Origin of the sequence: Alteromonas sp. H39 (assembly GCF_047556435.1) — a bacterium.
GTDB lineage: Bacteria > Pseudomonadota > Gammaproteobacteria > Enterobacterales > Alteromonadaceae > Alteromonas.
On sequence record NZ_CP180210.1, the window covers coordinates 3,730,470 to 3,751,866 of the forward strand.

A 21,397-nucleotide genomic window follows, 5' to 3' on the forward strand; every position below is an offset into this window, starting at 1 on the left:
ATTATCGAATTACTCGATGATTTTAGAAACAACACCTGCACCTACTGTACGACCACCTTCACGGATTGCGAAGCGCAGACCTTCTTCCATCGCGATTGGAGCAATCAGCTCAACAACGAATTTCAGGTTGTCGCCTGGCATTACCATTTCAACGCCGTCAGGCAGTTGAACAGCACCGGTCACGTCAGTTGTACGGAAGTAGAACTGTGGACGATAGCCTTTGAAGAATGGCGTGTGACGGCCACCTTCGTCTTTGCTCAGTACGTATACTTCAGCTTCGAACTTAGTGTGTGGCGTGATTGAACCTGGCTTCGCCAGTACTTGTCCACGCTCAACTTCGTCACGCTTAGTACCACGCAGAAGAACACCAACGTTCTCACCAGCACGGCCTTCGTCCAGAAGCTTACGGAACATCTCAACACCGGTACAAGTTGTCTTCGTAGTGTCTTTCATACCTACGATTTCAACTTCTTCACCCACTTTAACGATACCTTGCTCAACACGACCAGTTACAACAGTACCACGGCCTGAGATTGAGAATACGTCTTCGATTGGCAGGATGAACGGCTTGTCGATTGCACGCTCTGGCTCTGGAATGTATGAATCCAGTGCTTCACCCAGTTCGATGATTTTCTTTTCCCACTCTGCATCGCCTTCCAGTGCTTTCAGAGCTGAACCCTGAATTACTGGCAGGTCGTCACCTGGGAAGTCATACTCGTTCAGAAGTTCACGAACTTCCATTTCTACCAGCTCAAGCAGCTCTTCATCATCAACCATGTCACATTTGTTCATGAATACGATGATGTAAGGAATACCAACCTGACGACCCAGCAGGATGTGCTCACGAGTCTGAGGCATAGGACCATCAGTCGCTGCAACTACCAGAATACCACCGTCCATCTGTGCGGCACCGGTGATCATGTTCTTAACGTAGTCAGCGTGTCCTGGACAGTCTACGTGCGCGTAGTGGCGAGTAGGCGTGTCGTATTCTACGTGTGACGTAGAGATGGTAATACCACGTGCTTTTTCTTCAGGCGCGTTATCGATCATATCGAATGCGCGAGCTGCACCACCGTAGGTCTTCGCCAGAACAGTAGTGATAGCTGCCGTCAGAGTTGTTTTACCGTGGTCAACGTGGCCGATTGTACCCACGTTTACGTGGGGTTTCGTACGTTCAAACTTTTCTTTTGCCATTTCTATTATCCCAGCAAAGTTACTTTAAAAATTTCGAAAATCTAAACAAACATGAGCTGGGGAGAAAATGGTGCTGATAGGCAGATTCGAACTGCCGACCTCACCCTTACCAAGGGTGCGCTCTACCAACTGAGCTATATCAGCACTGATTTGGAGCGGGCAGCGGGAGTCGAACCCGCATCATCAGCTTGGAAGGCTGAGGTAATAGCCATTATACGATGCCCGCAAATCCTAATTCTCTGGCCACCTCATAAGAGAAAGTGGTGGAGGGGGCAGGATTCGAACCTGCGAAGGCTGAGCCGGCAGATTTACAGTCTGCTCCCGTTGACCGCTTGGGTACCCCTCCAGATTGATGGTGCCGACTGCCGGAGTCGAACTGGCGACCTACTGATTACAAGTCAGTTGCTCTACCAACTGAGCTAAGTCGGCACTGCATCAAGTGGGTGCGCATTCTAGAGTAATGATTTACTCCGTGCAATAGCCTTTTGCGAAAAATTTTCATTTTTCTGTTTAAGTGCTAAATATTTAACCACTCAAACATTTTGTTACGCTAAGAGATTTCTCTCTTCGCATAGCGGGCAAGGCCTTGCACCACCAAATTCGCGGCGAGGATGCTACCACCGCTTTCAGGGAATGCAAACAGTTTTTTGTCTCCACCGCCTAATATAACGTCAAAATCGGTTTGTTTGCTGTTTAAATAAGCAATAGCGCTTAAAAATACACCTTGCACTGCTGCCAGGCAGCCATTTGCCACACACATTTGTGTACTTATTCCAGGCTGTAACTTGTCAGGAACTGACTCATCACCAAAGACTCTTTTTGTGGAATTAATTAATCCATTTCGCATTGAGTGAAAGCCAGGAGTGATCCAACCGCCTAAATGTTGACCATTAAAAACAAAGTCAGTGGTGATTGCCGTCCCCACATCAATGACACAAAACGCCTTTTTTTTCGTCATACCGGCGCCGGCAATCATTGCAAGCCAGCGATCGACGCCCATTGTCGCAGGATTTTCATAGCTGTTTGTTATGCCGAATGCCGACTTTTCTGTATTTACCACTTCCAGACGGATGTTTTTGCCCTCAACTATCTGCCTGAGTGCATCTACAGCGGCCTCTTCTCTTACACTGGCGACGTAAATAAGCTTACAGCCAGCACGTGTCAGAGGCTCATAGAGCGCTTCTATCGTACCAACAGCTATTGGCTCGTTATCTGCGTCTGGTAGTGCACAATATTTTATGCGGGTGTTCCCGATATCAACCAGAAAAATCTCTTCGTCATTGACCACGTAAACTAACCTCTCCGCCATGAAAGCGGGTAATACCGTCACTCGTTTCAACCAACAAGGCGCCACTGGCATCTACACCGCGGTCAATGCCTGAAAATCGCTTTTCCCCCATTTGCAAGACAATGGTTTTGTCTGCGTATAAGTCCATGGCTTGCCATATGGGCGCAAAAGGCCCAAATCCTTGTTGTGAGAACTGTGGTAGCAAACGCCACAGAGAAGAGATTATTGCGCCGGCTAATTGATTCCTGTCCGGGGCCTGGCCAAGGTAGGATGCAAGGTCATTGTGGGGCTGGCCAACATCGTACTGGTTTTCAGGCATACAAACGTTCAAGCCAATACCAATAACGGAATGCGCGGTGGCGCCGATCTGACCTTCAACTTCTATGAGGATCCCGGCAAGTTTTTTGCCCTGAAGATAAACATCGTTTGGCCATTTCAGCTGTGCCTCATCGATACCGACAGATTTTAACCCCTCACATACAGCAAGACCTACTAGTAACGACAATCCTGCCATACTCTGGTAACCATCAGGAAAAGACCAGTACATCGAGAAAGTCAGACTACCACCGACAGGCGCCAGCCACTGGCGGCCGTGACGTCCACGACCAGCGGTCTGTACTTCAGCCAGTACCACATCCCCATTAGCCAGGTTATGCGGCGCATTGACAATACGCTTTTTCAATTCCGTATTAGTGGAAGGTAATACAGACTGCACGTCCACCAACGCCATGCGCGAAGACGGCAGGTACTTTTTAATGAGATCAGCGTTGAGCAAATCGAATCCTCGCTCCAATCGGTACCCCTTACCCTTCACTTTAAACACGTCTAATCCCCAGTCAGAGAGCTGAGTAATATGGCCAGCCACCGCCGTGCGCGACAAGTTCACCTCTTGAGCTATCGCTTCACCAGAATGAAAATGACCATCTGATAGCACCGAAAGTATGTGCTGTCGAATCAGCTTTGATGCCTGTCTCATAATTCGATAAGCCCTTCTTTACCTACCAGCCTGACCTCTGGCTCTAGCGTAATACTAAACCGCCCTTGCACAGACAGCATTATTTCTCTGGCTAATGACACAAGATCCTTCCCCGTCGCACCACCGGTATTGGTAAGTACAAGCGGCTGTGTGGGATGACAACGTACACCGTTAATCGCCCTGCCCTTGAACCCAAGTTTATCTATCAGCCATGCCGCAGGAACCTTTGTGTGATCGGTGCCTACCGCATAACCTGGTACATCATTATATTTATTGCTAAGCACAGCATAATGATGGTTTTCAATAATAGGGTTTTTAAAGAAGCTGCCGGCATTGCCGAATTGTGCAGGATCGGGAAGTTTGGCTTTACGGATCCTGATGACTTCTTCAAAAATTTTGTCTGGGGTTGGGCTTTCTAAAGCAGCAAGCTCACCATAGGTTGTCACTACCTCATTTTGTTTCGGCAAGCTGAAGTTCACATGAGTAATTAATGTTTCACCTGCGAGATCATGTTTGAAAACACTGTCCCGGTAGCCAAATTGACATTGCTGTGCAGACAATTCGAAGTGAGCTTTATCAGAAAAAGCCACACCTTCTACAGACGAGATGAATGTTTCCACCTCAACACCGTACGCTCCAATATTCTGGATAGGACATGCCCCAACAGATCCGGGGATCAATGCAAGATTTTCCAGACCATACCATCCGTTTTTGACACATGTGGCTACCAGTTCATGCCAGTTTTCACCTGCCCCAACTCTTAATTCGTGTGCTTTTGCAGTTTCAGTGTGTTCGATACCGAGTATTCTGTTGATCAGGACCTGGCCCTCAAAGTCCTTGAGAAAAATCGTGTTACTGCCACCGCCAAGTAAATAATTTGAGGTGTATTGAGAGCGCGCAGCAAAGAACGAAGTAATATCTGAAAATGGCGTTATTTGCTGGCTGGAAGCACTCAGCCCAAAGGTATGATAAGACTGCAGAGAAGGCATACTTTGGCCATATAGTTTTACAATATGCGCTATGGTAGGCGAAGGCGAGCCTGAAAGAAAGCAGACCGCGCTGGTGTGTAGCTGTTTATTCCCTACTTCGAGTAAGATTACCAGCGCTTACTCGAAATGTTTTATGCAGACGAGAAAGACTGAGAAATATGAGAACGCCTATCGCTGTAAATAATATATCTACAACATCAAAAGTGCGCGACGTAATAAAAAACTGTAAACACTCATATAGTACTAAGCCGATGCCAACGCCTATGGCTTCATTAGCTTTCACTTCTCCCGAGAAAATGCCGAGCAGTGAACAGCACAACAAAACCGCATTCGTATTCGGGAGGTTGTGATAAAAGGGAACAAGAAGCTCGGTCCCTTCGTGAAGGTAGCCGAAGAGAAAGAAAATGCAGGTTAACGTAAAATAATAAGCTTTCATTGTGAAACGCCTGCCCGCAGGCAGGCTGTCGTCATCAGGTTAACTTACGATACCAGTAGCGAAAAGACGCCTTTGTCGCTGCCCAACTATTACTGAAATAACGATCGATCGCAGGTTTGCCACCGATAGATTCATACACATAAGAACCCGCCACACCTACAACAATGGCGGCTGGTATACCGCCCCCGGTTACCTGCATCTGTTCTCTGCACATAATTTCTTTCATGTTTCCTCCTTAAAACAAGCAGCCTCATGCTGCAGTAACAGTCTATCAACCTGTTTAAATATGCATACTGTATTTAAGGCGTGAAATTCGAATACCGTAAGCTAAATAAAACCAATCACGATTTCTTTTAAGTTTTAGCAAAATAGTTAGTAAAGCTCATTGTGTGAATATACAGCCAAGTATGATGATGTAATTTGGCCTACTATGTCGAAATGACTACAGCCCATCCGACTAAGAAGGACGTAGACTGTTGTTCTATTTAGCGGGACGAGGTTTTTGCTATTTCATCAATAACTACTCTCGTGTATTACACATACCTGGCCCCAAAAATACAGGATAAGGAAAGCTTTTGTTATGTCGTAAATTGCCTGCCCTGTTCCGATTACCGGTTAATTTTATGACAGCTTGCACAAGCGCCTGCAACCTTACCTGCAAAATAATACCGGGGCTCCTCGAGAGAGGCAGCACTGCGGGCTTTATCAACTGAAGAAATGAAATCGCGCATGTGGTCCTCCATAAAAGGGTGGTTAGCGCCTCCTGAGCCAGCCTGTAACTCAGAGCCAATGCGGTGAATTTCAGATAATGCACTTACTACTTCCTCACGTATAGCATCACCATTGTCACCTTGTTCTGCGACACTGTGCTGGAGAGCGCCGTCGAGTATGCAGATCTGAATTGCCATCTCAGACATGCTTGACTGTAACTTTTCGCTATCTATGTATTTAAAGTCAGGTGGATAAGTGACTTATCTGAATGACGAGTACATGCTGCTGCACCCTACAACTGCGGCCAGTCCCACAAATATACAAAAATACTTTATCGCGTTCTTGCTCATCGCCATGCCCTCAACCAGATTTTGCTTATGGTACACAAATGACGAAATGCGGCATAACACGCATCTTATCACTGACCACAGTATAGCTGTTGGCACTGGCGGGATGCTGTCTCATTATCCCTAACGTGATTTTTGATCAATAATTTGGAATAGTTACACGCCGGACAAAGCAGCGTTATCCGGCTAGCCGATATTTAATCCGCAGATCAGTTGTTGGAGGTAAGGCACAAGCTCCTCTTCAAACCAGGGATTTTTATAAAACCAGCGGTTGTTTCGGCCGGATGGGTGAGGCAAGACGATGTCGGTAGGGGATAGCCTGCGCCAGTCAGCCACGGCACTGGTAAGCGTAGCGTAATGAGGTAAATAGTGGCTTTGCGCGTACCTGCCGATATATATGCGCAACTCAGGATTTAACGCATTTAAAAACTGAGGGTGCCACAGTGGCGCGCAAGGCTTTAGAGGCGGAGCATCAGCACCATTTTTGTATCCTGGAAAACAAAAACTCATCGGAATGACAGATACGCCGTCAGCACCGTAAAACTGCGCTTCAGATAAACCTAGCCAGGAACGAAGCCGTTCTCCTGACGCATCATTCCAGGCGATACCGGATTCATGTGCCAATCGCCCCGGAGCCTGACTGATTAGCGCTATCTTAGATTTAGGGTTGAGAAAGAATACTGGGTTGGGCTTATGAGTTATTAAGTCGCTGCAGTGACGGCATGCAGAAGCACGTTTTGCTAGCTGCAGTCCATCTCTATGATTATTATCTGATGCCAAAGTTGCAACCCGTCTCGTCTTTTAAGAATACATGAAGTTTTGACTTAACACTTAAATACTCAACCCGAAAACGATTAGTTTATTTTTATCCTGACTCCACTGAGCAATACTATCGGGTACAGACACCTCTTTATGATAAGCGTGGCTATATCAGCCACATTAGCCACCTGTACATAGTATCTGTATTCAAGGAGCCTCTGACTACCCGGATTGATTAGAGATATGCTAAATGAATGAACCGCATTTTTCATGACGATTCGTATTCGCGGGGGTACTGCATTGGCGGTTGTACGCAGAAGAACAAAGGCCATTGCAATAACATGTGAGAGATGGCTTTCGCTATCCGTTGTTTGCTTGGTACGCCTATGTGCCACGTTGTGAGATGTCTTGGCACAGCAGCAGCGTATGGTTTAGGGATATTGGATTTAACCGTCGCACAGACGAAAAAAAGCCCGCTCAGTTGAGCGGGCTTTTCGAATGGGAGCTTGGCGGTGTGCTACTCTCACATGGGGAGACCCCACACTACCATCGCCGCTAACGTGTTTCACTTCTGAGTTCGGAATGGGATCAGGTGGTGCCACGTCGCTATGGCCGCCAAGCAAAAAAGGTTGTTACCGGTTAAACCGATAACATAACAATTTGGGAAAGTCTGATATTCAATCGTGTTGAGTAACTTATCTACTCTACTTTACTATTTCTTAGCTTGTCTCACACACAACTCTCAATGCTTATCTTACCTACCTCTTTAGCGAGGCTAAGATTTGTCAGCAAGCTCGCAGCTTGCGGTAAAACAAATCTTTACGACCACTTGCGTAGCAAGTGCTTGTAGGTAAAAAGCTTCTTGGGCGTTGTATGGTTAAGCCTCTCGGGCAATTAGTACAGGTTAGCTTAACGCCTTACAACGCTTCCACACCCTGCCTATCAACGTCATAGTCTATAACAACCCTTCCAGAGCTTAAAGCTCAGGGATGACTCATCTTGGGGCTCGCTTCCCGCTTAGATGCTTTCAGCGGTTATCGATTCCGAACTTGGCTACCGGGCAATGCCTTTGGCAAAACAACCCGAACACCAGCGGTTCGTCCACTCCGGTCCTCTCGTACTAGGAGCAGCCCCCCTCAATCATCCAACGCCCACACCAGATAGGGACCGAACTGTCTCACGACGTTCTAAACCCAGCTCGCGTACCACTTTAAATGGCGAACAGCCATACCCTTGGGACCGACTTCAGCCCCAGGATGTGATGAGCCGACATCGAGGTGCCAAACACCGCCGTCGATATGAACTCTTGGGCGGTATCAGCCTGTTATCCCCGGAGTACCTTTTATCCGTTGAGCGATGGCCCTTCCATACAGAACCACCGGATCACTATGACCTACTTTCGTACCTGCTCGACGTGTCTGTCTCGCAGTTAAGCTAGCTTATGCCATTGCACTAACCTCACGATGTCCGACCGTGATTAGCTAACCTTCGTGCTCCTCCGTTACTATTTGGGAGGAGACCGCCCCAGTCAAACTACCCACCAGACACTGTCCACAATCCCGATTAGGGACCTATGTTAGAACATCAAACATACAAGGGTGGTATTTCAAGGACGGCTCCACATCATCTGGCGACAATGCTTCAAAGCCTCCCACCTATCCTACACATGTAGGTTCAATGTTCAGTGCCAAGCTGTAGTAAAGGTTCACGGGGTCTTTCCGTCTAGGTGCGGGTACACAGCATCTTCACTGCGATTTCAATTTCACTGAGTCTCGGGTGGAGACAGCGTGGCCATGGTTACACCATTCGTGCAGGTCGGAACTTACCCGACAAGGAATTTCGCTACCTTAGGACCGTTATAGTTACGGCCGCCGTTTACCGGGGCTTCGATCAAGAGCTTCGCTTACGCTAACCCCATCAATTAACCTTCCGGCACCGGGCAGGTGTCACACCCTATACGTCCTCTTTCGAGTTTGCAGAGTGCTGTGTTTTTAATAAACAGTCCCAGCCACCTGGTCACTGCGACCTCCAAAAGCTTACGGAGCAAGTCCTTCACCTTCAGAGGCGTACCTTCTCCCGAAGTTACGGTACTATTTTGCCGAGTTCCTTCACCCGAGTTCTCTCAAGCGCCTTAGTATTCTCTACCTGACCACCTGTGTCGGTTTGGGGTACGGTTTACATAATCATAAGTTTAGAAGCTTTTCCTGGAAGCAGGGCATCAACAACTTCACTCCCTTGGGAGCTCGTCTCGCGTCTCAGCCTTAAGAAACCGGATTTACCTAATCTCTCAGCCTACTCGCTTTCACCTGGACAACCAACGCCAGGCTTGCTTAGCCTTCTCCGTCCCTCCATCACTGATTATATAAGTACGGGAATATTAACCCGTTTCCCATCGACTACGCATTTCTGCCTCGCCTTAGGGGCCGACTTACCCTGCCCTGATTAGCATGGGACAGGAAACCTTGGTCTTCCGGCGTGGGGGTTTTTCACCCCCATTATCGTTACTCATGTCAGCATTCGCACTTGTGATACCTCCAGCATGCTTCTCAACACACCTTCAACAGCTTACACAACGCTCCCCTACCCAATACGATAAATCGCATTGCCGCAGCTTCGGTATATTGCTTAGCCCCGTTACATCTTCCGCGCAGGCCGACTCGACTAGTGAGCTATTACGCTTTCTTTAAAGGGTGGCTGCTTCTAAGCCAACCTCCTAGCTGTCTGTGCCTTCCCACATCGTTTCCCACTTAGCAATATTTTGGGACCTTAGCTGGCGGTCTGGGTTGTTTCCCTCTTCACGACGGACGTTAGCACCCGCCGTGTGTCTCCCGGATAGTTCTCATTGGTATTCGGAGTTTGCAAAGGGTTGGTAAGTCGGGATGACCCCCTAGCCTTAACAGTGCTCTACCCCCAATGGAATTCGTCCGAGGCTCTACCTAAATAGATTTCGGGGAGAACCAGCTATCTCCCGGTTTGATTGGCCTTTCACCCCCAGCCACAAGTCATCTCCTAACTTTTCAACGTTAGTGAGTTCGGTCCTCCAGTTGATGTTACTCAACCTTCAACCTGCCCATGGCTAGATCACCGGGTTTCGGGTCTATACCTAGCAACTAAACGCGCAGTTAACACTCGCTTTCGCTACGGCTCCGCTATTCGCTTAACCTTGCTACTAAATATAAGTCGCTGACCCATTATACAAAAGGTACGCAGTCACCCCATCACTAAGCACCCTGCCTGATTTTGTCGGTTTACCGTTGGCTGCTTGCGCAGGTCAACGTTACTCGCTTATCAAGCTGTTGCACTTTGTGAGTCTCACCACTAAAGGCACTTAGTGATGGGGCTCCCACTGCTTGTACGTATACGGTTTCAGGTTCTATTTCACTCCCCTCACAGGGGTTCTTTTCGCCTTTCCCTCACGGTACTGGTTCACTATCGGTCAGTTAGGAGTATTTAGCCTTGGAGGATGGTCCCCCCATATTCAGTCAAGATAACACGTGTCCCGACCTACTCGATTTCACTACAAAGGTTTCTTCGTGTACGGGGCTATCACCCTGTATCGCGCCACTTTCCAGAGGCTTCCACTAAATCCAATGCAGCTTAAGGGCTGCTCCCCGTTCGCTCGCCGCTACTAGGGGAATCTCGGTTGATTTCTTTTCCTAAGGGTACTTAGATGTTTCAGTTCCCCTCGTTCGCCTCACTTACCTATGTATTCAGTAAGTGATACCTGTAAACAGGTGGGTTTCCCCATTCGGACATCTGTGGCTCAAATGCATTTTGTCGGCTCACCACAGCTTTTCGCAGACTTACACGTCCTTCATCGCCTCTAACTGCCAAGGCATCCACCGTATACGCTTCGTCACTTAACCATACAACCCCAAGCAGCCTTTTGACTCCTGCATTGAGCGGTAATTCAATACCTGCTGTATGATGACAAGCTAATCGGAAGAATTGCCTTGTCATCAAACTTAATTGATAACAAGCAATTCAAGTCAAGTAGAGTAGTTACTAGTGCAAAATTTCGATGCGTAGCATCGGAACTTTTGCGCAAGGAGGACTCACAGTACGCTCAGTTGCGCACTATAAATTCTCAGTTACTCAATTTTGATTGATTACTATTAATATCAGCTTTCCAAATTGTTAAAGAACGTTCGTAAAATGACGAGTCATTTCACTTTAGAGTAAAAAACCCTAATCAATGCTTACTGTTTTCAGTAAATATTCATTAGGATTTCAGTCCGTTTTGACCAAATCAGCATCCAATGCTGTTAGCACATTTCTTTCTTAGGCAAGGCGGGGGAATGCGTAGTGTGCGTCTAGCACATGAGCATTTCTCCAACGCAGCATAAGGAAGAAATGGTAGGCTTGGGCAGACTTGAACTGCCGACCTCACCCTTATCAGGGGTGCGCTCTAACCAGCTGAGCTACAAGCCTATTATCTGCTTCTGCTTTTTGCCCTATGCTGCGCCTCTGGTTCGTCACTCGGTCAGTCACATACTTATGTATGCTCCTTCGCTCGCTCCTCATCCGGCTTGCCTAGAACAAAAATCATCGCAACTAATTGCTTGATTAAGCTCTTTCTTCATAAAGCAAAGATGGTGGAGCTAAGCAGGATCGAACTGCTGACCTCCTGAATGCAAATCAGGCGCTCTCCCAGCTGAGCTATAGCCCCATAATTGGTCGTTCTTCTATTTATAACAAGACTATCTGTGTAGGCACTGCATCAAGTGTGTCACGTCGACTTTTGGTAAGGAGGTGATCCAACCCCAGGTTCCCCTAGGGTTACCTTGTTACGACTTCACCCCAGTCATGAAACACAAAGTGGTAATCGTTCTCCCGAAGGTTAAACTAACTACTTCTTTTGCATCCCACTCCCATGGTGTGACGGGCGGTGTGTACAAGGCCCGGGAACGTATTCACCGCAACATTCTGATTTGCGATTACTAGCGATTCCGACTTCATGGAGTCGAGTTGCAGACTCCAATCCGGACTACGACATTCTTTAAGGGATCCGCTTACTCTCGCAAGTTTGCTTCCCTCTGTAAATGCCATTGTAGCACGTGTGTAGCCCTACACGTAAGGGCCATGATGACTTGACGTCGTCCCCACCTTCCTCCGGTTTGTCACCGGCAGTCTCCTTAGAGTGCCCAACTGAATGCTGGCAACTAAGGACAAGGGTTGCGCTCGTTGCGGGACTTAACCCAACATCTCACGACACGAGCTGACGACAGCCATGCAGCACCTGTGTCAGAGTTCCCGAAGGCACCAATCCATCTCTGGAAAGTTCTCTGCATGTCAAGTGTAGGTAAGGTTCTTCGCGTTGCATCGAATTAAACCACATGCTCCACCGCTTGTGCGGGCCCCCGTCAATTCATTTGAGTTTTAACCTTGCGGCCGTACTCCCCAGGCGGTCTACTTAGCGCGTTAGCTTCGCTACGCACGAATTAAATTCACACACAGCTAGTAGACAGCGTTTACGGTGTGGACTACCAGGGTATCTAATCCTGTTCGCTACCCACACTTTCGCACATGAGCGTCAGTCTTTGGCCAGGGAGTCGCCTTCGCCACTGATGTTCCTCCAGATATCTACGCATTTCACCGCTACACCTGGAATTCCACTCCCCTCTCCAAGACTCTAGTCTGCCAGTTCTAAATGACCGTCCCAGGTTGAGCCCGGGGCTTTCACATCTAGCTTAACAAACCGCCTGCGTGCGCTTTACGCCCAGTAATTCCGATTAACGCTCGCACCCTCCGTATTACCGCGGCTGCTGGCACGGAGTTAGCCGGTGCTTCTTCTGTTGCTAACGTCACGGCTGGCAGGTATTAACTACCAACTTTTCCTCACAACTGAAAGTGCTTTACAACCCGAAGGCCTTCTTCACACACGCGGCATGGCTGCATCAGGGTTTCCCCCATTGTGCAATATTCCCCACTGCTGCCTCCCGTAGGAGTCTGGGCCGTGTCTCAGTCCCAGTGTGGCTGATCTTCCTCTCAGAACAGCTAGAGATCGTCGCCATGGTGAGCCTTTACCTCACCATCTAGCTAATCTCACTTGGGCCTCTCTTTGCGCCGGAGCCTAAGCCCCGTTTGGTCCGAAGACATTATGCGGTATTAGCAGTCGTTTCCAACTGTTATCCCCCTCGCAAAGGCAAGTTCCCAAGCATTACTCACCCGTCCGCCACTCGTCAGCGATGTGCAAGCACATCCTGCTACCGTTCGACTTGCATGTGTTAGGCCTGCCGCCAGCGTTCAATCTGAGCCATGATCAAACTCTTCAATTAAAATCGAAATGTTAGTTTTATAAAAACCAACAAAATATGAATCGTCGTTGTTGACACTCTTAACGAGTGCCCACACAGATTGTCTTGTTATAGATTGTTAAAGAACGTTTGCTACCGGACTTGCCGATGGCGACATTGAGTGTTTTAATCAACTTTCTCAATGTGTTGCTTCGAATGTTTCCCCTCGAAGCGGACGCGCATTTTACGCGTTTCGTTTTCAGTGTCAACGTCTTTTTGAAATTTATTTTCTAAAGCGTTTTATTTGAAAACCGCATCAACAATGCCTGTAGCATTGTTGCGACAGGTAAGTAATTGACTTTCCCCTCGAAGCGGAGGCGCATTCTAGAGAAATATAAGTAAAGGTCAACACCTATACCTTAAAAAAGTTGATCCTTTTGCATCAACCGGCTAATTTTCATTCAACCGACGTGATTTTGTAGACAAATTGAACTATTTCTTAATGCTAACGTTCAAAGATTACGATAAGTTAATGTGCCGACCAGGATGTGTCCCACGATTACTACATATATAAGGGTGGAGAATAAATGATGCGTAAATCAGGTCTGTTGCTTTGTCTGACCGCGCTTTGCTTTACAGCACCAGTGTTATCAGTACCTTCGACAGCGCAGGAACAAAATGATGAATTTAAAACGACGTTTCTGAAACGACAGGTCGATCAGAATATGTCGGTAGGCAGAGCAATTCGTTCCATTGCCAGCCATTACCCTCAGGATGTGGTATCAATTGTTGATGTAGCTCTGGACACTTATCCAGACCAGTACAGAGAAATTATCTTCGCGGCGATTTCGGCGCAACCTGCATCGACCGAGGAGATTGTGCAGTTAGCCATAGCAAAGGATGTCAGCTCTTGCGCTTCGATTGTGAAACTGGCAATTACTGCCGAGCCTAGTTATGTCGATTTTGTAGTTCAGGCTGCAGCTAACAGTACCCCAGAAGAGTTAGATGAAATCGTGCGTGTCGCTGTGCTTACTGAGCCAGACTCTGCTGACAGCATTGTCCAGACTCTCAGTCAGGAACATCCCAACAAGTTTGTCGAAATCATGACCTCTGCTCTGAATGCCGTACCGTTTGTTGGTGAGTATGTAGTAGATGCGATGCTTGCAGTGTTCCCTGACGAGGCTGATAAAGTGGTAGAGACCGCGGTTAGAGAGTCTTCTTCTCAACGTGGACAAGTTATTAAGATCCTCAATGCCGCGCAACATGCCGGGGTAGATGATGACAAATTAAGAACCTATGCCTTGTCTGCCGGTATGACCGATCAAGAATTTACCGATGCGGTTGCAAACAATAATTAACTGCCAGCTATAGTGAAAGCAAGGATGCTTTCTAATCCCACCTGACTTAAACCTGACAATTTCCACAAAAGTATAAACGCCGCCCCCCTCTGTTTTCTCTTTTTATTTCTTCACCACACTGTAAGCAGGGTTCGGACTCTCTATTAAACACAGCAAATCGCGCTTGTTCGAAACCGCCGCCGTGTTTGCGCACGCTATCGTAGATCTTTTGATTTACCGTAATGCCTTTCGTTTCATAACTTCTTACCGTGACTTGTTTTATTGCGACTGTCAGTGCTTCACTTTCTTCTTCTGACAACGTCTCTGGCTTTCTTGTTGGTAACAAGCCAGCACTGTAAAGAATTTCAGATCGTAGGTAATTGCCTAACCCAGCCAGAAAGTGCTGATCTAACAATAACCCTGCTAATTGTCGGCTTTTAAATTCTCGCGCCCGTAATCGTTGCGCGATAACTGCGGGTGTAACATCATGATCCAAAACATCAGGCCCCAGCTTCGATAAAAAAGGATGATTCACCAACTCGGAAGTCGGCAGCACGTCAATATCTGAAGCACTGTACAAGAGCGCGCTTCCGGCGGCTGTGTCCAGTGCGAGGCGCAGTTGACGCGAGCTATCAGGCCTTGCCCTGGCGGGTACCACCTCCCAGCGTCCGTAGAGTTGATTATGACTGAAAATGCTGTATCCGTTTGCAAAATGAATGAGCATGGCCTTACCTTTTGAGGTCACATTGAGGATAGTTTCCCCACGCAACGTATCCGGATAATGCCTGAGTCGGGCTAAACCAAACTCAATGAACTTACATTGCTTGTTATTTAACACTTCAGCAAGTTTATCAGCCTGACGTCGAATTTCGGGACCTTCTGGCACAACTCCCCCCGGGGCCACATGCGCTACTGCTTTTTGAGATTGAACCGGGACTACAGCCCAGATTTAATCGTGTTCCTTAAATACCGGCAGGGACATATTTGCGATCACCTGCCCTTCCCACAAATCAATTGCACACAGCGCGACGACCTATCTACGAGAAGCCATGTACCGGCCAGCTTATAAAATTGCCAGACCTTCAGGCAGCCACGTTACCATCATCTAACGCACCATATGCCGCCTGAGTTAACACTTTTTCAAGTGCTGCCACTAGCGCCTGGTTAATTGGCATCAGTTTTTCACCCATCGAATAGTCGATTTTCGCAATGCGCTGACGACCATGCGTTAACATAGGCGGAGTGGAGGTCGACATGGTAATAAGGGCGTCAGCATATTTATTAGGCTTCGACGCTTTAATTGTTGAGCACACTGAAAGCGTAGGTAAGTCTGTTTTGGTCCTGTAACCCGCCACGCCAAACATTCGGCAAATTCCGGGACGCCACTCATATACCGTACACACCCCCTTCAAGCCATCCAGCGAATGGCGCTTAAACAGGTGGCAGGCAAAACCGCCACTGTCATGCATCTGATGTAAATAGTTATCTGCTTGCCCAACATCAAACAAGTGCAGTGCCAGGGGTAGCATTTCTAACACCGACGCCTCTATCTGGGGATTATTGCAGCATGCGCCACACCCCACAACACAGGCCAGGCCGGACGTTTTCTGATAACTGCCAAATTCTTCGGATAAAAGCTGGTACTCGTTTAGTACTTCAAGGGCTAAATCACGCAGCCTTTGCATAATTGCTCACTTCTTCACAATGACATCGAACAACAACAAATTAAAAGTACTTCAGCCGGAATGCCTTGGGGAGAAAAAGGAATAGAAACCTTACGGCAGGTAACTGAATTGCTGCGGATTTTACGGCCAGCAAGGAGTTTACGGCAATCTTTTCATTTAGAACATTTTTGTAAGATTTATAGCGGTGTTTATTACTTTTTGTGCTCTGGCTTTTTCCCTAAGCTGGAAACGCTCATTAAGAATTGTAATAACGTAGAAGTGGGTACCAAGATGCGAAGCGGTGAGAAAGCGATTAATGCCAATACAGAACGTTGCCACTTATACGGTGAAGTTGTAAGACCGTTTACGGGAAAAAAAACTATTCAAATAATAATGCAGATTGTTTAAGAAGCAAAAAACGCAGTCTGTCGGTAAAAAGACAGACTGCGTGGCGATTTACTGAGACGCTAGTCAGCGCCGAACAGGTCGCGTGTATAGACTTTTTCCAGTACATCCTGGATATCATCGGTAATACGGTTAGCGACGATAACATCAGACTCAGCTTTAAACGCTTCGAGGTCATTAATGACTCGGGATTTAAAGAACTCTTTTTCTGTCAGTACCGGCTCGTACACCACCACTTCGATACCTTTCGCTTTAATGCGTTTCATGATCCCCTGAATTGCACTGGCGCGGAAATTGTCAGAGCCAGACTTCATGATCAGGCGGTATACGCCGACCACTCTCGGATTCCGTTTAATGATAGAATCCGCAATGAAATCCTTACGAGTACGGTTTGCATCCACTATTGCCTGGATCATATTGTTCGGGACTTCGCTGTAATTTGCCAACAATTGTTTGGTATCCTTCGGCAGACAATAGCCACCGTAGCCAAAGCTCGGGTTGTTGTAGTGGCTGCCTATGCGCGGGTCCAGGCTCACACCCTCAATAATTTGCTTAGTATCTAATCCATGACGTTCTGCGTAGCTGTCTAGTTCGTTAAAGTACGCTACTCGCATAGCAAGGTACGTATTTGCGAACAGCTTAATCGCTTCTGCTTCCGTACTGTTGGTAAACAGCACATCAATGTCTTCTTTAATAGCGCCTTGCTCTAGCAAGCTGGCGAACACTTTTGCACGCTCACTCTGTTCGCCTACTATAATACGGCTTGGATGAAGGTTATCGTAAAGCGCTTTGCCTTCACGCAGAAACTCAGGAGAGAACATGAGATTTTTGGTGCCGTGTCGCTCTTTTGCTTCAGCAGTAAAGCCAACCGGCACAGTTGACTTGATTACCATCACGGCTTTTGGGTTCACCGCCATAACTGATCTAATTACTGCTTCAACACTGCTGGTGTTGAAGTAATTCGTTTGCGGATCGTAATCAGTTGGCGTGGCAATTACCACAAAGTCAGCATCTTTGTATGCTGCTTCCGCATCAAGGGTCGCAGTTAAATCTAATTCTTTCTCAGAAAGGTAAGCCGAGATTTCCTTATCTTCGATAGGCGACTTTTTGCTGTTAAGCAGATCCACTTTCTCTGGCACCAAATCAACAGCGGTTACCATGTTGTGCTGTGCAAGCAATACTGCGTTTGATAGTCCGACGTAACCAGTACCGGCTACGGCAATTTTTAAGCCTTTTTTCAAATCTTCCATTTCGTTCCAACTCGATTATTGTTGCTTGATGCTATTTTAAATACCTGATGTGGAAATATACTCACGTTCTTCTTTAATGGCAAAGTTCTCACTTCGCAATGTAAGGTTCGGGTTGTAAGCTGGGTCGTGGGCTATCACCCCCGCCCACCTACTTTGTAGATAGGTAAGCTCCCGGTTAAATCGTGCCGCCTTTTCTGGTGCAATATCCAGGCCACGACTCACGGATTCGTGATGATATAACTCAGCCTCTGCGCAATAAATATTGTGCTTGTCCAATTCTTTTATCCGTAAACAGAAATCAACATCGTTAAAAGCTACAGCCAAATTTTTTTCATCAAGTCCACCTACTTTATCGAAAAGAGACTTTTTAACCAACAAACAAGCTGCAGTGACTGCGCTATAACTTTGCGTCGCAGCCAAACGACTCATGTAGCCCTGATGATTGCGGGGGAAATACTTATGAGCGTGGCCTGCTCCGCCGCCATATCCCAAAACAACTCCTGCATGTTGAATTCGGCCGTCAGAATACAGCAGCTTTGCGCCTACACACCCCACATTATCTCGCATAGCGTGGCCTACCATGTAATCTAACCAAAGGGGATTGATTACTTCTATATCGTTATTAACTAATCCGATTATGTCACCTTTAGCATGTTTAACACCAAAGTTATTAATGGCTGAGTAATTGAATGGACCTGGAAACTTCAAGATGCTTATCTTGGGTTGAGAGGTGAGAAACTCAAAATATTCTAAGCTTTCCGGCTCGGTACTGTCGTTGTCGATGAGTAAGATTTCGTAATTATCATAAAGCGACTTTTCTATTATTGAGTCGATACAAGCCTTTACAAGCTCTTTGCCATCTTTTGTGGGAATGATTAAAGAAACCAGCGGCTTATTTTCTAACGGCCAAAGTATGTTGTTGGTAAGTCCTGTCTCAGAGGATACAGCAAGATGCTCATTTGTTTGCTTCAACCAGCTCGCTACAGAAGAGACATGTATTTTATTATCTACACTATGCTTGTTAGAATGAATCACTGTGTGCGGGATGTGGTGAGCGGATATGTCAGGTGCATTTAATGCAATATGTGCCACTACGGACGCAATTGAGTCACATTTACATAAATTAAGGGACCGTATTAGGTTGCTAGCAATTACAACACCATTATTTATATATGCAGTTGTCAACTGAAGGTCGGGATTCCAGTCTGGTGAAAAACGAGGTTCTGAATATCTCCCATATTTATCTACGTAATCCGTGTCAAAATAAAGTAACGCTTTATCCGTGTGATTCGCGCATAATACTCCTAGAGCAGGGTCAACTGTATCTCCGCTATTAATTAAAAGTACAGGTATTTCAGCTTTAAATGACTCGCATGCCGAAGAGGTAGTATTGAAAACCCTGACAGAGCTATTACTATCTTCAGATTCGATGAAAACGCCAACATATTGCACAACATCAATACCGGCCTTTTTCAACGAAGCCATTGTATTATCAACATTCGTAAGCTTTCCGCCAAAAAAAACAACATTGCAGGCATAAGGTTCATTGCTAGCAGTATCAATTTTCTTCGCTAATTCAGCACGTTGATGTTTGAGTAAACTTCTATAGCGACTACTTTGCTCTTTTTTACTCGGAACACCATAGAAAAGTCCTGACTTACGAATACCAGTGCTATACATCTCAGTTAGCCTTGTATTCTTCTTTAATGCTAATTTCAGTGACTTTGGTAATAGAGCTGCGACACCTTTGACAGTTCGCATTGCAAGTTTTTTCATTTCAAAAACAGAATCCTTTGAGATCTAAAAAAGCCGCTGATGATGCGGCTTTTCAGTTCATAAACTCAGGTGTGTTAACTATTTACGCCTAGTCGCTCGCCCTGATAACTACCATCCTGTACAGCTTTCCACCAAGCTTCATTATTTAAGTACCATTCAACAGTTTTACGAATACCGCTTTCAAATGTTTCTCGCGGAGTCCAGCCGAGTTCGCGTTGAATTTTCGAGGCATCTATCGCATAACGCATGTCATGGCCAGGCCTATCTTGTACAAAAGTTATCTGCTCAGCGTACTTAGAACCTTTAGGCTTCACATCATCTAATATTGCACAGATCGTTTGAACAACCTCAATATTTTGCTTTTCATTATGACCACCAATGTTATAGGTTTCGCCTATCACGCCTTCAAGTGCAACAAGCACTAGAGCACGCGCATGATCCTCCACATATAGCCAATCCCTGATCTGATTTCCCTTTCCGTAAACCGGAAGTGGTTTACCTGCTAGTGCGTTAAGAATCACGAGAGGAATAAGCTTCTCGGGGAAGTGATAAGGACCATAATTATTGGAACAGTTGGTGACCAGTGTTGGCAACTTGTAAGTACGAAGCCACGAGCGCACTAGTTGATCAGAGGAGGCTTTACTCGCTGAATAAGGAGAGCTTGGTGCATAAGGTGTTGTCTCCGTAAACAATGGCAGCTCTGTGCTGTCATCAACTTCATCGGGGTGAGGAAGATCACCGTATACTTCATCGGTGGATATATGATGAAATTTAAAACCTTCCTTCTTCCCTTCTTTAAGGCCAGACCAATACGCACGAGCCTGCTCAAGAAGCGTGTATGTGCCAACCACATTGGTTTGTATAAACTCCCCAGGCCCATCGATAGATCTATCTACGTGAGACTCAGCGGCCAGATGCATTATAATATCTGGCCTATAGGTTTTTAACACCCTGCCAACTTCACCTGCATCGCAGATATCAACTTTCTCAAAATGATATCTCTCACTACTATCTACAGAAGCTAGCGACTCGAGATTTCCTGCGTACGTCAGTTTATCCAGATTAATGACATTATGTTCAGTGTCATTTATAAGATGTCGAACCACTGCCGAGCCAATAAACCCTGCACCACCGGTAACTAAAATTGTTTTATTCATTTGTTAACTTCTTGCTTTAATTCATTCATCATTTCGAGGAGTTGCTGACGCCAATGTAAGAGCTCAGCACTTTTGAATACTTTTCGCGTAAGTGTTTTGTCTAAGACACTGTAATGGGGTCTTTTTGCGGGTGTCGGATAGTCCTTAGTAGGAATTGGCTCAACCGGAATTTGATTGTTAAGAAACCCACTTTCTATTCCCAACTCTTGTATAGCCAGTGCGAAGTCATACCAGCTACACACGCCCTCATCTGACCAATGAAAAACACCGGTAATGTTTTCTCTTGCAGCTTCTAGGCATGCTTGCGCCAACCCCTTAGCCCAAGTAGGTGAGCCAATTTGATCGTCGATAACCCTTAGTAAAGGCTTGCTAGCCATCAACCGCAGCATGGTTTTCACAAAATTATTACCATGAGCTGAATATACCCAGGAAGTTCTGATAACAGTGCTTGTATTGGGAAGAATACTTCTTATCGCCTTTTCACCTTCAGCTTTGGTTTTACCGTACACTCCCTGTGGGTCAATACTATCATCTACTTTGTAAGGTGTACCTTTCTTTCCATCAAATACATAGTCTGTGGAACAGTGTATAAGATTGATTTTGTTATTCTGACAGTACTCAGCGATAAATTTCACTGCCACCACGTTCAAGGCCTCTGCAGCAGCCTCCTCCTTCTCCGCGTTGTCTACAGCAGTATATGCAGACGCATTAATAATGGCTACCGGTGACAGGCTATCCAGCTTCCATTTGATGTCTGCGGGGTCAAAAACATTTATATCATCTCGTCCCAAACACACACAGCCATCAGGATTAAGACGCTTTAATTCCCACGCTAGCTGGCCACTTTTCCCTATAACTACAATCATACCGAG

At 46.5% G+C, this 21,397-nt stretch carries 14 protein-coding genes, 6 tRNA genes and 3 rRNA genes; 1 reads left to right on the plus strand and 22 read right to left on the minus strand.

Annotated features, from left to right (window positions below):
* Positions 1–9 precede the first annotated feature (9 nt).
* From tuf to ACLBLI_RS16330, 16 genes are all read right to left on the minus strand, one after another.
* Positions 10–1,194 (minus strand): elongation factor Tu, encoded by a 1,185-nt coding sequence (gene tuf, locus ACLBLI_RS16255; RefSeq protein WP_414828612.1) that lies wholly within the window; start codon positions 1,192–1,194, stop codon positions 10–12.
* 68 nt (positions 1,195–1,262) lie between these two features.
* A tRNA-Thr gene (locus ACLBLI_RS16260) sits at positions 1,263–1,338 on the minus strand.
* A 7-nt stretch (positions 1,339–1,345) separates the two neighbouring features.
* Positions 1,346–1,420, minus strand: a tRNA-Gly gene (locus tag ACLBLI_RS16265).
* A 35-nt stretch (positions 1,421–1,455) separates the two neighbouring features.
* A tRNA-Tyr gene (locus ACLBLI_RS16270) sits at positions 1,456–1,540 on the minus strand.
* A gap of 7 nt (positions 1,541–1,547) precedes the next feature.
* Positions 1,548–1,623 (minus strand) — tRNA-Thr (locus ACLBLI_RS16275).
* Between the two features lie 121 nt (positions 1,624–1,744).
* The gene (locus ACLBLI_RS16280; protein ID WP_414828613.1) at positions 1,745–2,503 is read right to left on the minus strand and encodes a type III pantothenate kinase; all 759 of its coding nucleotides are present in this window, start codon (positions 2,501–2,503) and stop codon (positions 1,745–1,747) included.
* Positions 2,472–3,458: a bifunctional biotin--[acetyl-CoA-carboxylase] ligase/biotin operon repressor BirA gene (birA, locus tag ACLBLI_RS16285; protein WP_414828614.1), complete on the minus strand. Its 987-nt coding sequence runs from the start codon at positions 3,456–3,458 to the stop codon at positions 2,472–2,474. The genes ACLBLI_RS16280 and birA overlap by 32 nt, the downstream gene beginning before the upstream one ends.
* Complete coding sequence (murB, locus tag ACLBLI_RS16290; protein WP_414828615.1) at positions 3,455–4,447, minus strand: UDP-N-acetylmuramate dehydrogenase; 993 nt, start codon at positions 4,445–4,447, stop codon at positions 3,455–3,457. Before murB ends, birA begins: the two co-directional genes overlap by 4 nt.
* A 470-nt stretch (positions 4,448–4,917) precedes the next feature.
* Positions 4,918–5,109, minus strand: coding sequence for a hypothetical protein (locus tag ACLBLI_RS16295; RefSeq protein ID WP_414828616.1), 192 nt, complete (start codon positions 5,107–5,109; stop codon positions 4,918–4,920).
* 382 nt (positions 5,110–5,491) lie between these two features.
* Entirely contained in the window at positions 5,492–5,791 is a 300-nt protein-coding gene (locus tag ACLBLI_RS16300; protein ID WP_414828617.1) for a hypothetical protein, read from the minus strand.
* A gap of 336 nt (positions 5,792–6,127) precedes the next feature.
* Entirely contained in the window at positions 6,128–6,565 is a 438-nt protein-coding gene (locus ACLBLI_RS16305) for a uracil-DNA glycosylase family protein (protein ID WP_414828618.1), read from the minus strand.
* Positions 6,566–7,204: 639 nt separating this feature from the next.
* Positions 7,205–7,320, minus strand: a 5S ribosomal RNA gene (rrf, locus tag ACLBLI_RS16310).
* A 253-nt stretch (positions 7,321–7,573) separates the two neighbouring features.
* Positions 7,574–10,566 (minus strand): 23S ribosomal RNA (locus ACLBLI_RS16315).
* Positions 10,567–11,054: 488 nt separating this feature from the next.
* Positions 11,055–11,131: transfer RNA gene (locus ACLBLI_RS16320), tRNA-Ile, on the minus strand.
* Between the two features lie 162 nt (positions 11,132–11,293).
* Positions 11,294–11,369, minus strand: a tRNA-Ala gene (locus ACLBLI_RS16325).
* A 76-nt stretch (positions 11,370–11,445) separates the two neighbouring features.
* Positions 11,446–12,978 (minus strand): 16S ribosomal RNA (locus ACLBLI_RS16330).
* Together the 16S, 23S and 5S rRNA genes with 2 tRNA genes alongside form the textbook arrangement of a ribosomal RNA operon.
* 548 nt (positions 12,979–13,526) lie before the next feature.
* Between ACLBLI_RS16330 and ACLBLI_RS16335 the strand changes: the two genes are divergently transcribed.
* Positions 13,527–14,294: a hypothetical protein gene (locus ACLBLI_RS16335; RefSeq protein WP_414830986.1), complete on the plus strand. Its 768-nt coding sequence runs from the start codon at positions 13,527–13,529 to the stop codon at positions 14,292–14,294.
* Positions 14,295–14,340: 46 nt separating this feature from the next.
* Here ACLBLI_RS16335 and nei read toward each other — a convergent pair whose 3' ends face one another.
* The 6 genes from nei to rfbD all read right to left on the minus strand — a co-directional run bounded on the left by nei (position 14,341) and on the right by rfbD (position 21,391).
* Entirely contained in the window at positions 14,341–15,159 is an 819-nt protein-coding gene (nei, locus tag ACLBLI_RS16340; RefSeq protein ID WP_414828619.1) for an endonuclease VIII, read from the minus strand.
* A gap of 196 nt (positions 15,160–15,355) precedes the next feature.
* Positions 15,356–15,958, minus strand: coding sequence for a YkgJ family cysteine cluster protein (locus ACLBLI_RS16345; protein WP_414828620.1), 603 nt, complete (start codon positions 15,956–15,958; stop codon positions 15,356–15,358).
* A gap of 446 nt (positions 15,959–16,404) precedes the next feature.
* Positions 16,405–17,592, minus strand: a complete 1,188-nt coding sequence (locus ACLBLI_RS16350; protein WP_414828621.1) for a nucleotide sugar dehydrogenase — start codon at positions 17,590–17,592, stop codon at positions 16,405–16,407.
* Between the two features lie 36 nt (positions 17,593–17,628).
* Positions 17,629–19,368: a glycosyltransferase family 2 protein gene (locus tag ACLBLI_RS16355; protein ID WP_414828622.1), complete on the minus strand. Its 1,740-nt coding sequence runs from the start codon at positions 19,366–19,368 to the stop codon at positions 17,629–17,631.
* Between the two features lie 74 nt (positions 19,369–19,442).
* Positions 19,443–20,525, minus strand: coding sequence for a dTDP-glucose 4,6-dehydratase (gene rfbB / locus ACLBLI_RS16360; protein ID WP_414828623.1), 1,083 nt, complete (start codon positions 20,523–20,525; stop codon positions 19,443–19,445).
* On the minus strand, positions 20,522–21,391 hold the full coding sequence (rfbD, locus tag ACLBLI_RS16365; protein WP_414828624.1) for a dTDP-4-dehydrorhamnose reductase: 870 nt from the start codon (positions 21,389–21,391) through the stop codon (positions 20,522–20,524). Before rfbD ends, rfbB begins: the two co-directional genes overlap by 4 nt.
* Positions 21,392–21,397 lie beyond the last annotated feature (6 nt).

Bases quoted from the DNA above. Each gene is read 5' to 3' on its own strand.
- tuf (WP_414828612.1), bottom strand. From the start codon at position 1,194: ATGGCAAAAGAAAAGTTTGAACGTACGAAACCCCACGTAAACGTGGGT.
- ACLBLI_RS16280 (WP_414828613.1), bottom strand. From the start codon at position 2,503: ATGGCGGAGAGGTTAGTTTACGTGGTCAATGACGAAGAGATTTTTCTG.
- birA (WP_414828614.1), bottom strand. From the start codon at position 3,458: ATGAGACAGGCATCAAAGCTGATTCGACAGCACATACTTTCGGTGCTA.
- murB (WP_414828615.1), bottom strand. From the start codon at position 4,447: ATGCCTTCTCTGCAGTCTTATCATACCTTTGGGCTGAGTGCTTCCAGC.
- ACLBLI_RS16295 (WP_414828616.1), bottom strand. From the start codon at position 5,109: ATGAAAGAAATTATGTGCAGAGAACAGATGCAGGTAACCGGGGGCGGT.
- ACLBLI_RS16300 (WP_414828617.1), bottom strand. From the start codon at position 5,791: ATGGCAATTCAGATCTGCATACTCGACGGCGCTCTCCAGCACAGTGTC.
- ACLBLI_RS16335 (WP_414830986.1), top strand. From the start codon at position 13,527: ATGCGTAAATCAGGTCTGTTGCTTTGTCTGACCGCGCTTTGCTTTACA.
- ACLBLI_RS16345 (WP_414828620.1), bottom strand. From the start codon at position 15,958: ATGCAAAGGCTGCGTGATTTAGCCCTTGAAGTACTAAACGAGTACCAG.
- ACLBLI_RS16350 (WP_414828621.1), bottom strand. From the start codon at position 17,592: ATGGAAGATTTGAAAAAAGGCTTAAAAATTGCCGTAGCCGGTACTGGT.
- ACLBLI_RS16355 (WP_414828622.1), bottom strand. From the start codon at position 19,368: ATGAAAAAACTTGCAATGCGAACTGTCAAAGGTGTCGCAGCTCTATTA.
- rfbB (WP_414828623.1), bottom strand. From the start codon at position 20,525: ATGAATAAAACAATTTTAGTTACCGGTGGTGCAGGGTTTATTGGCTCG.
- rfbD (WP_414828624.1), bottom strand. From the start codon at position 21,391: ATGATTGTAGTTATAGGGAAAAGTGGCCAGCTAGCGTGGGAATTAAAG.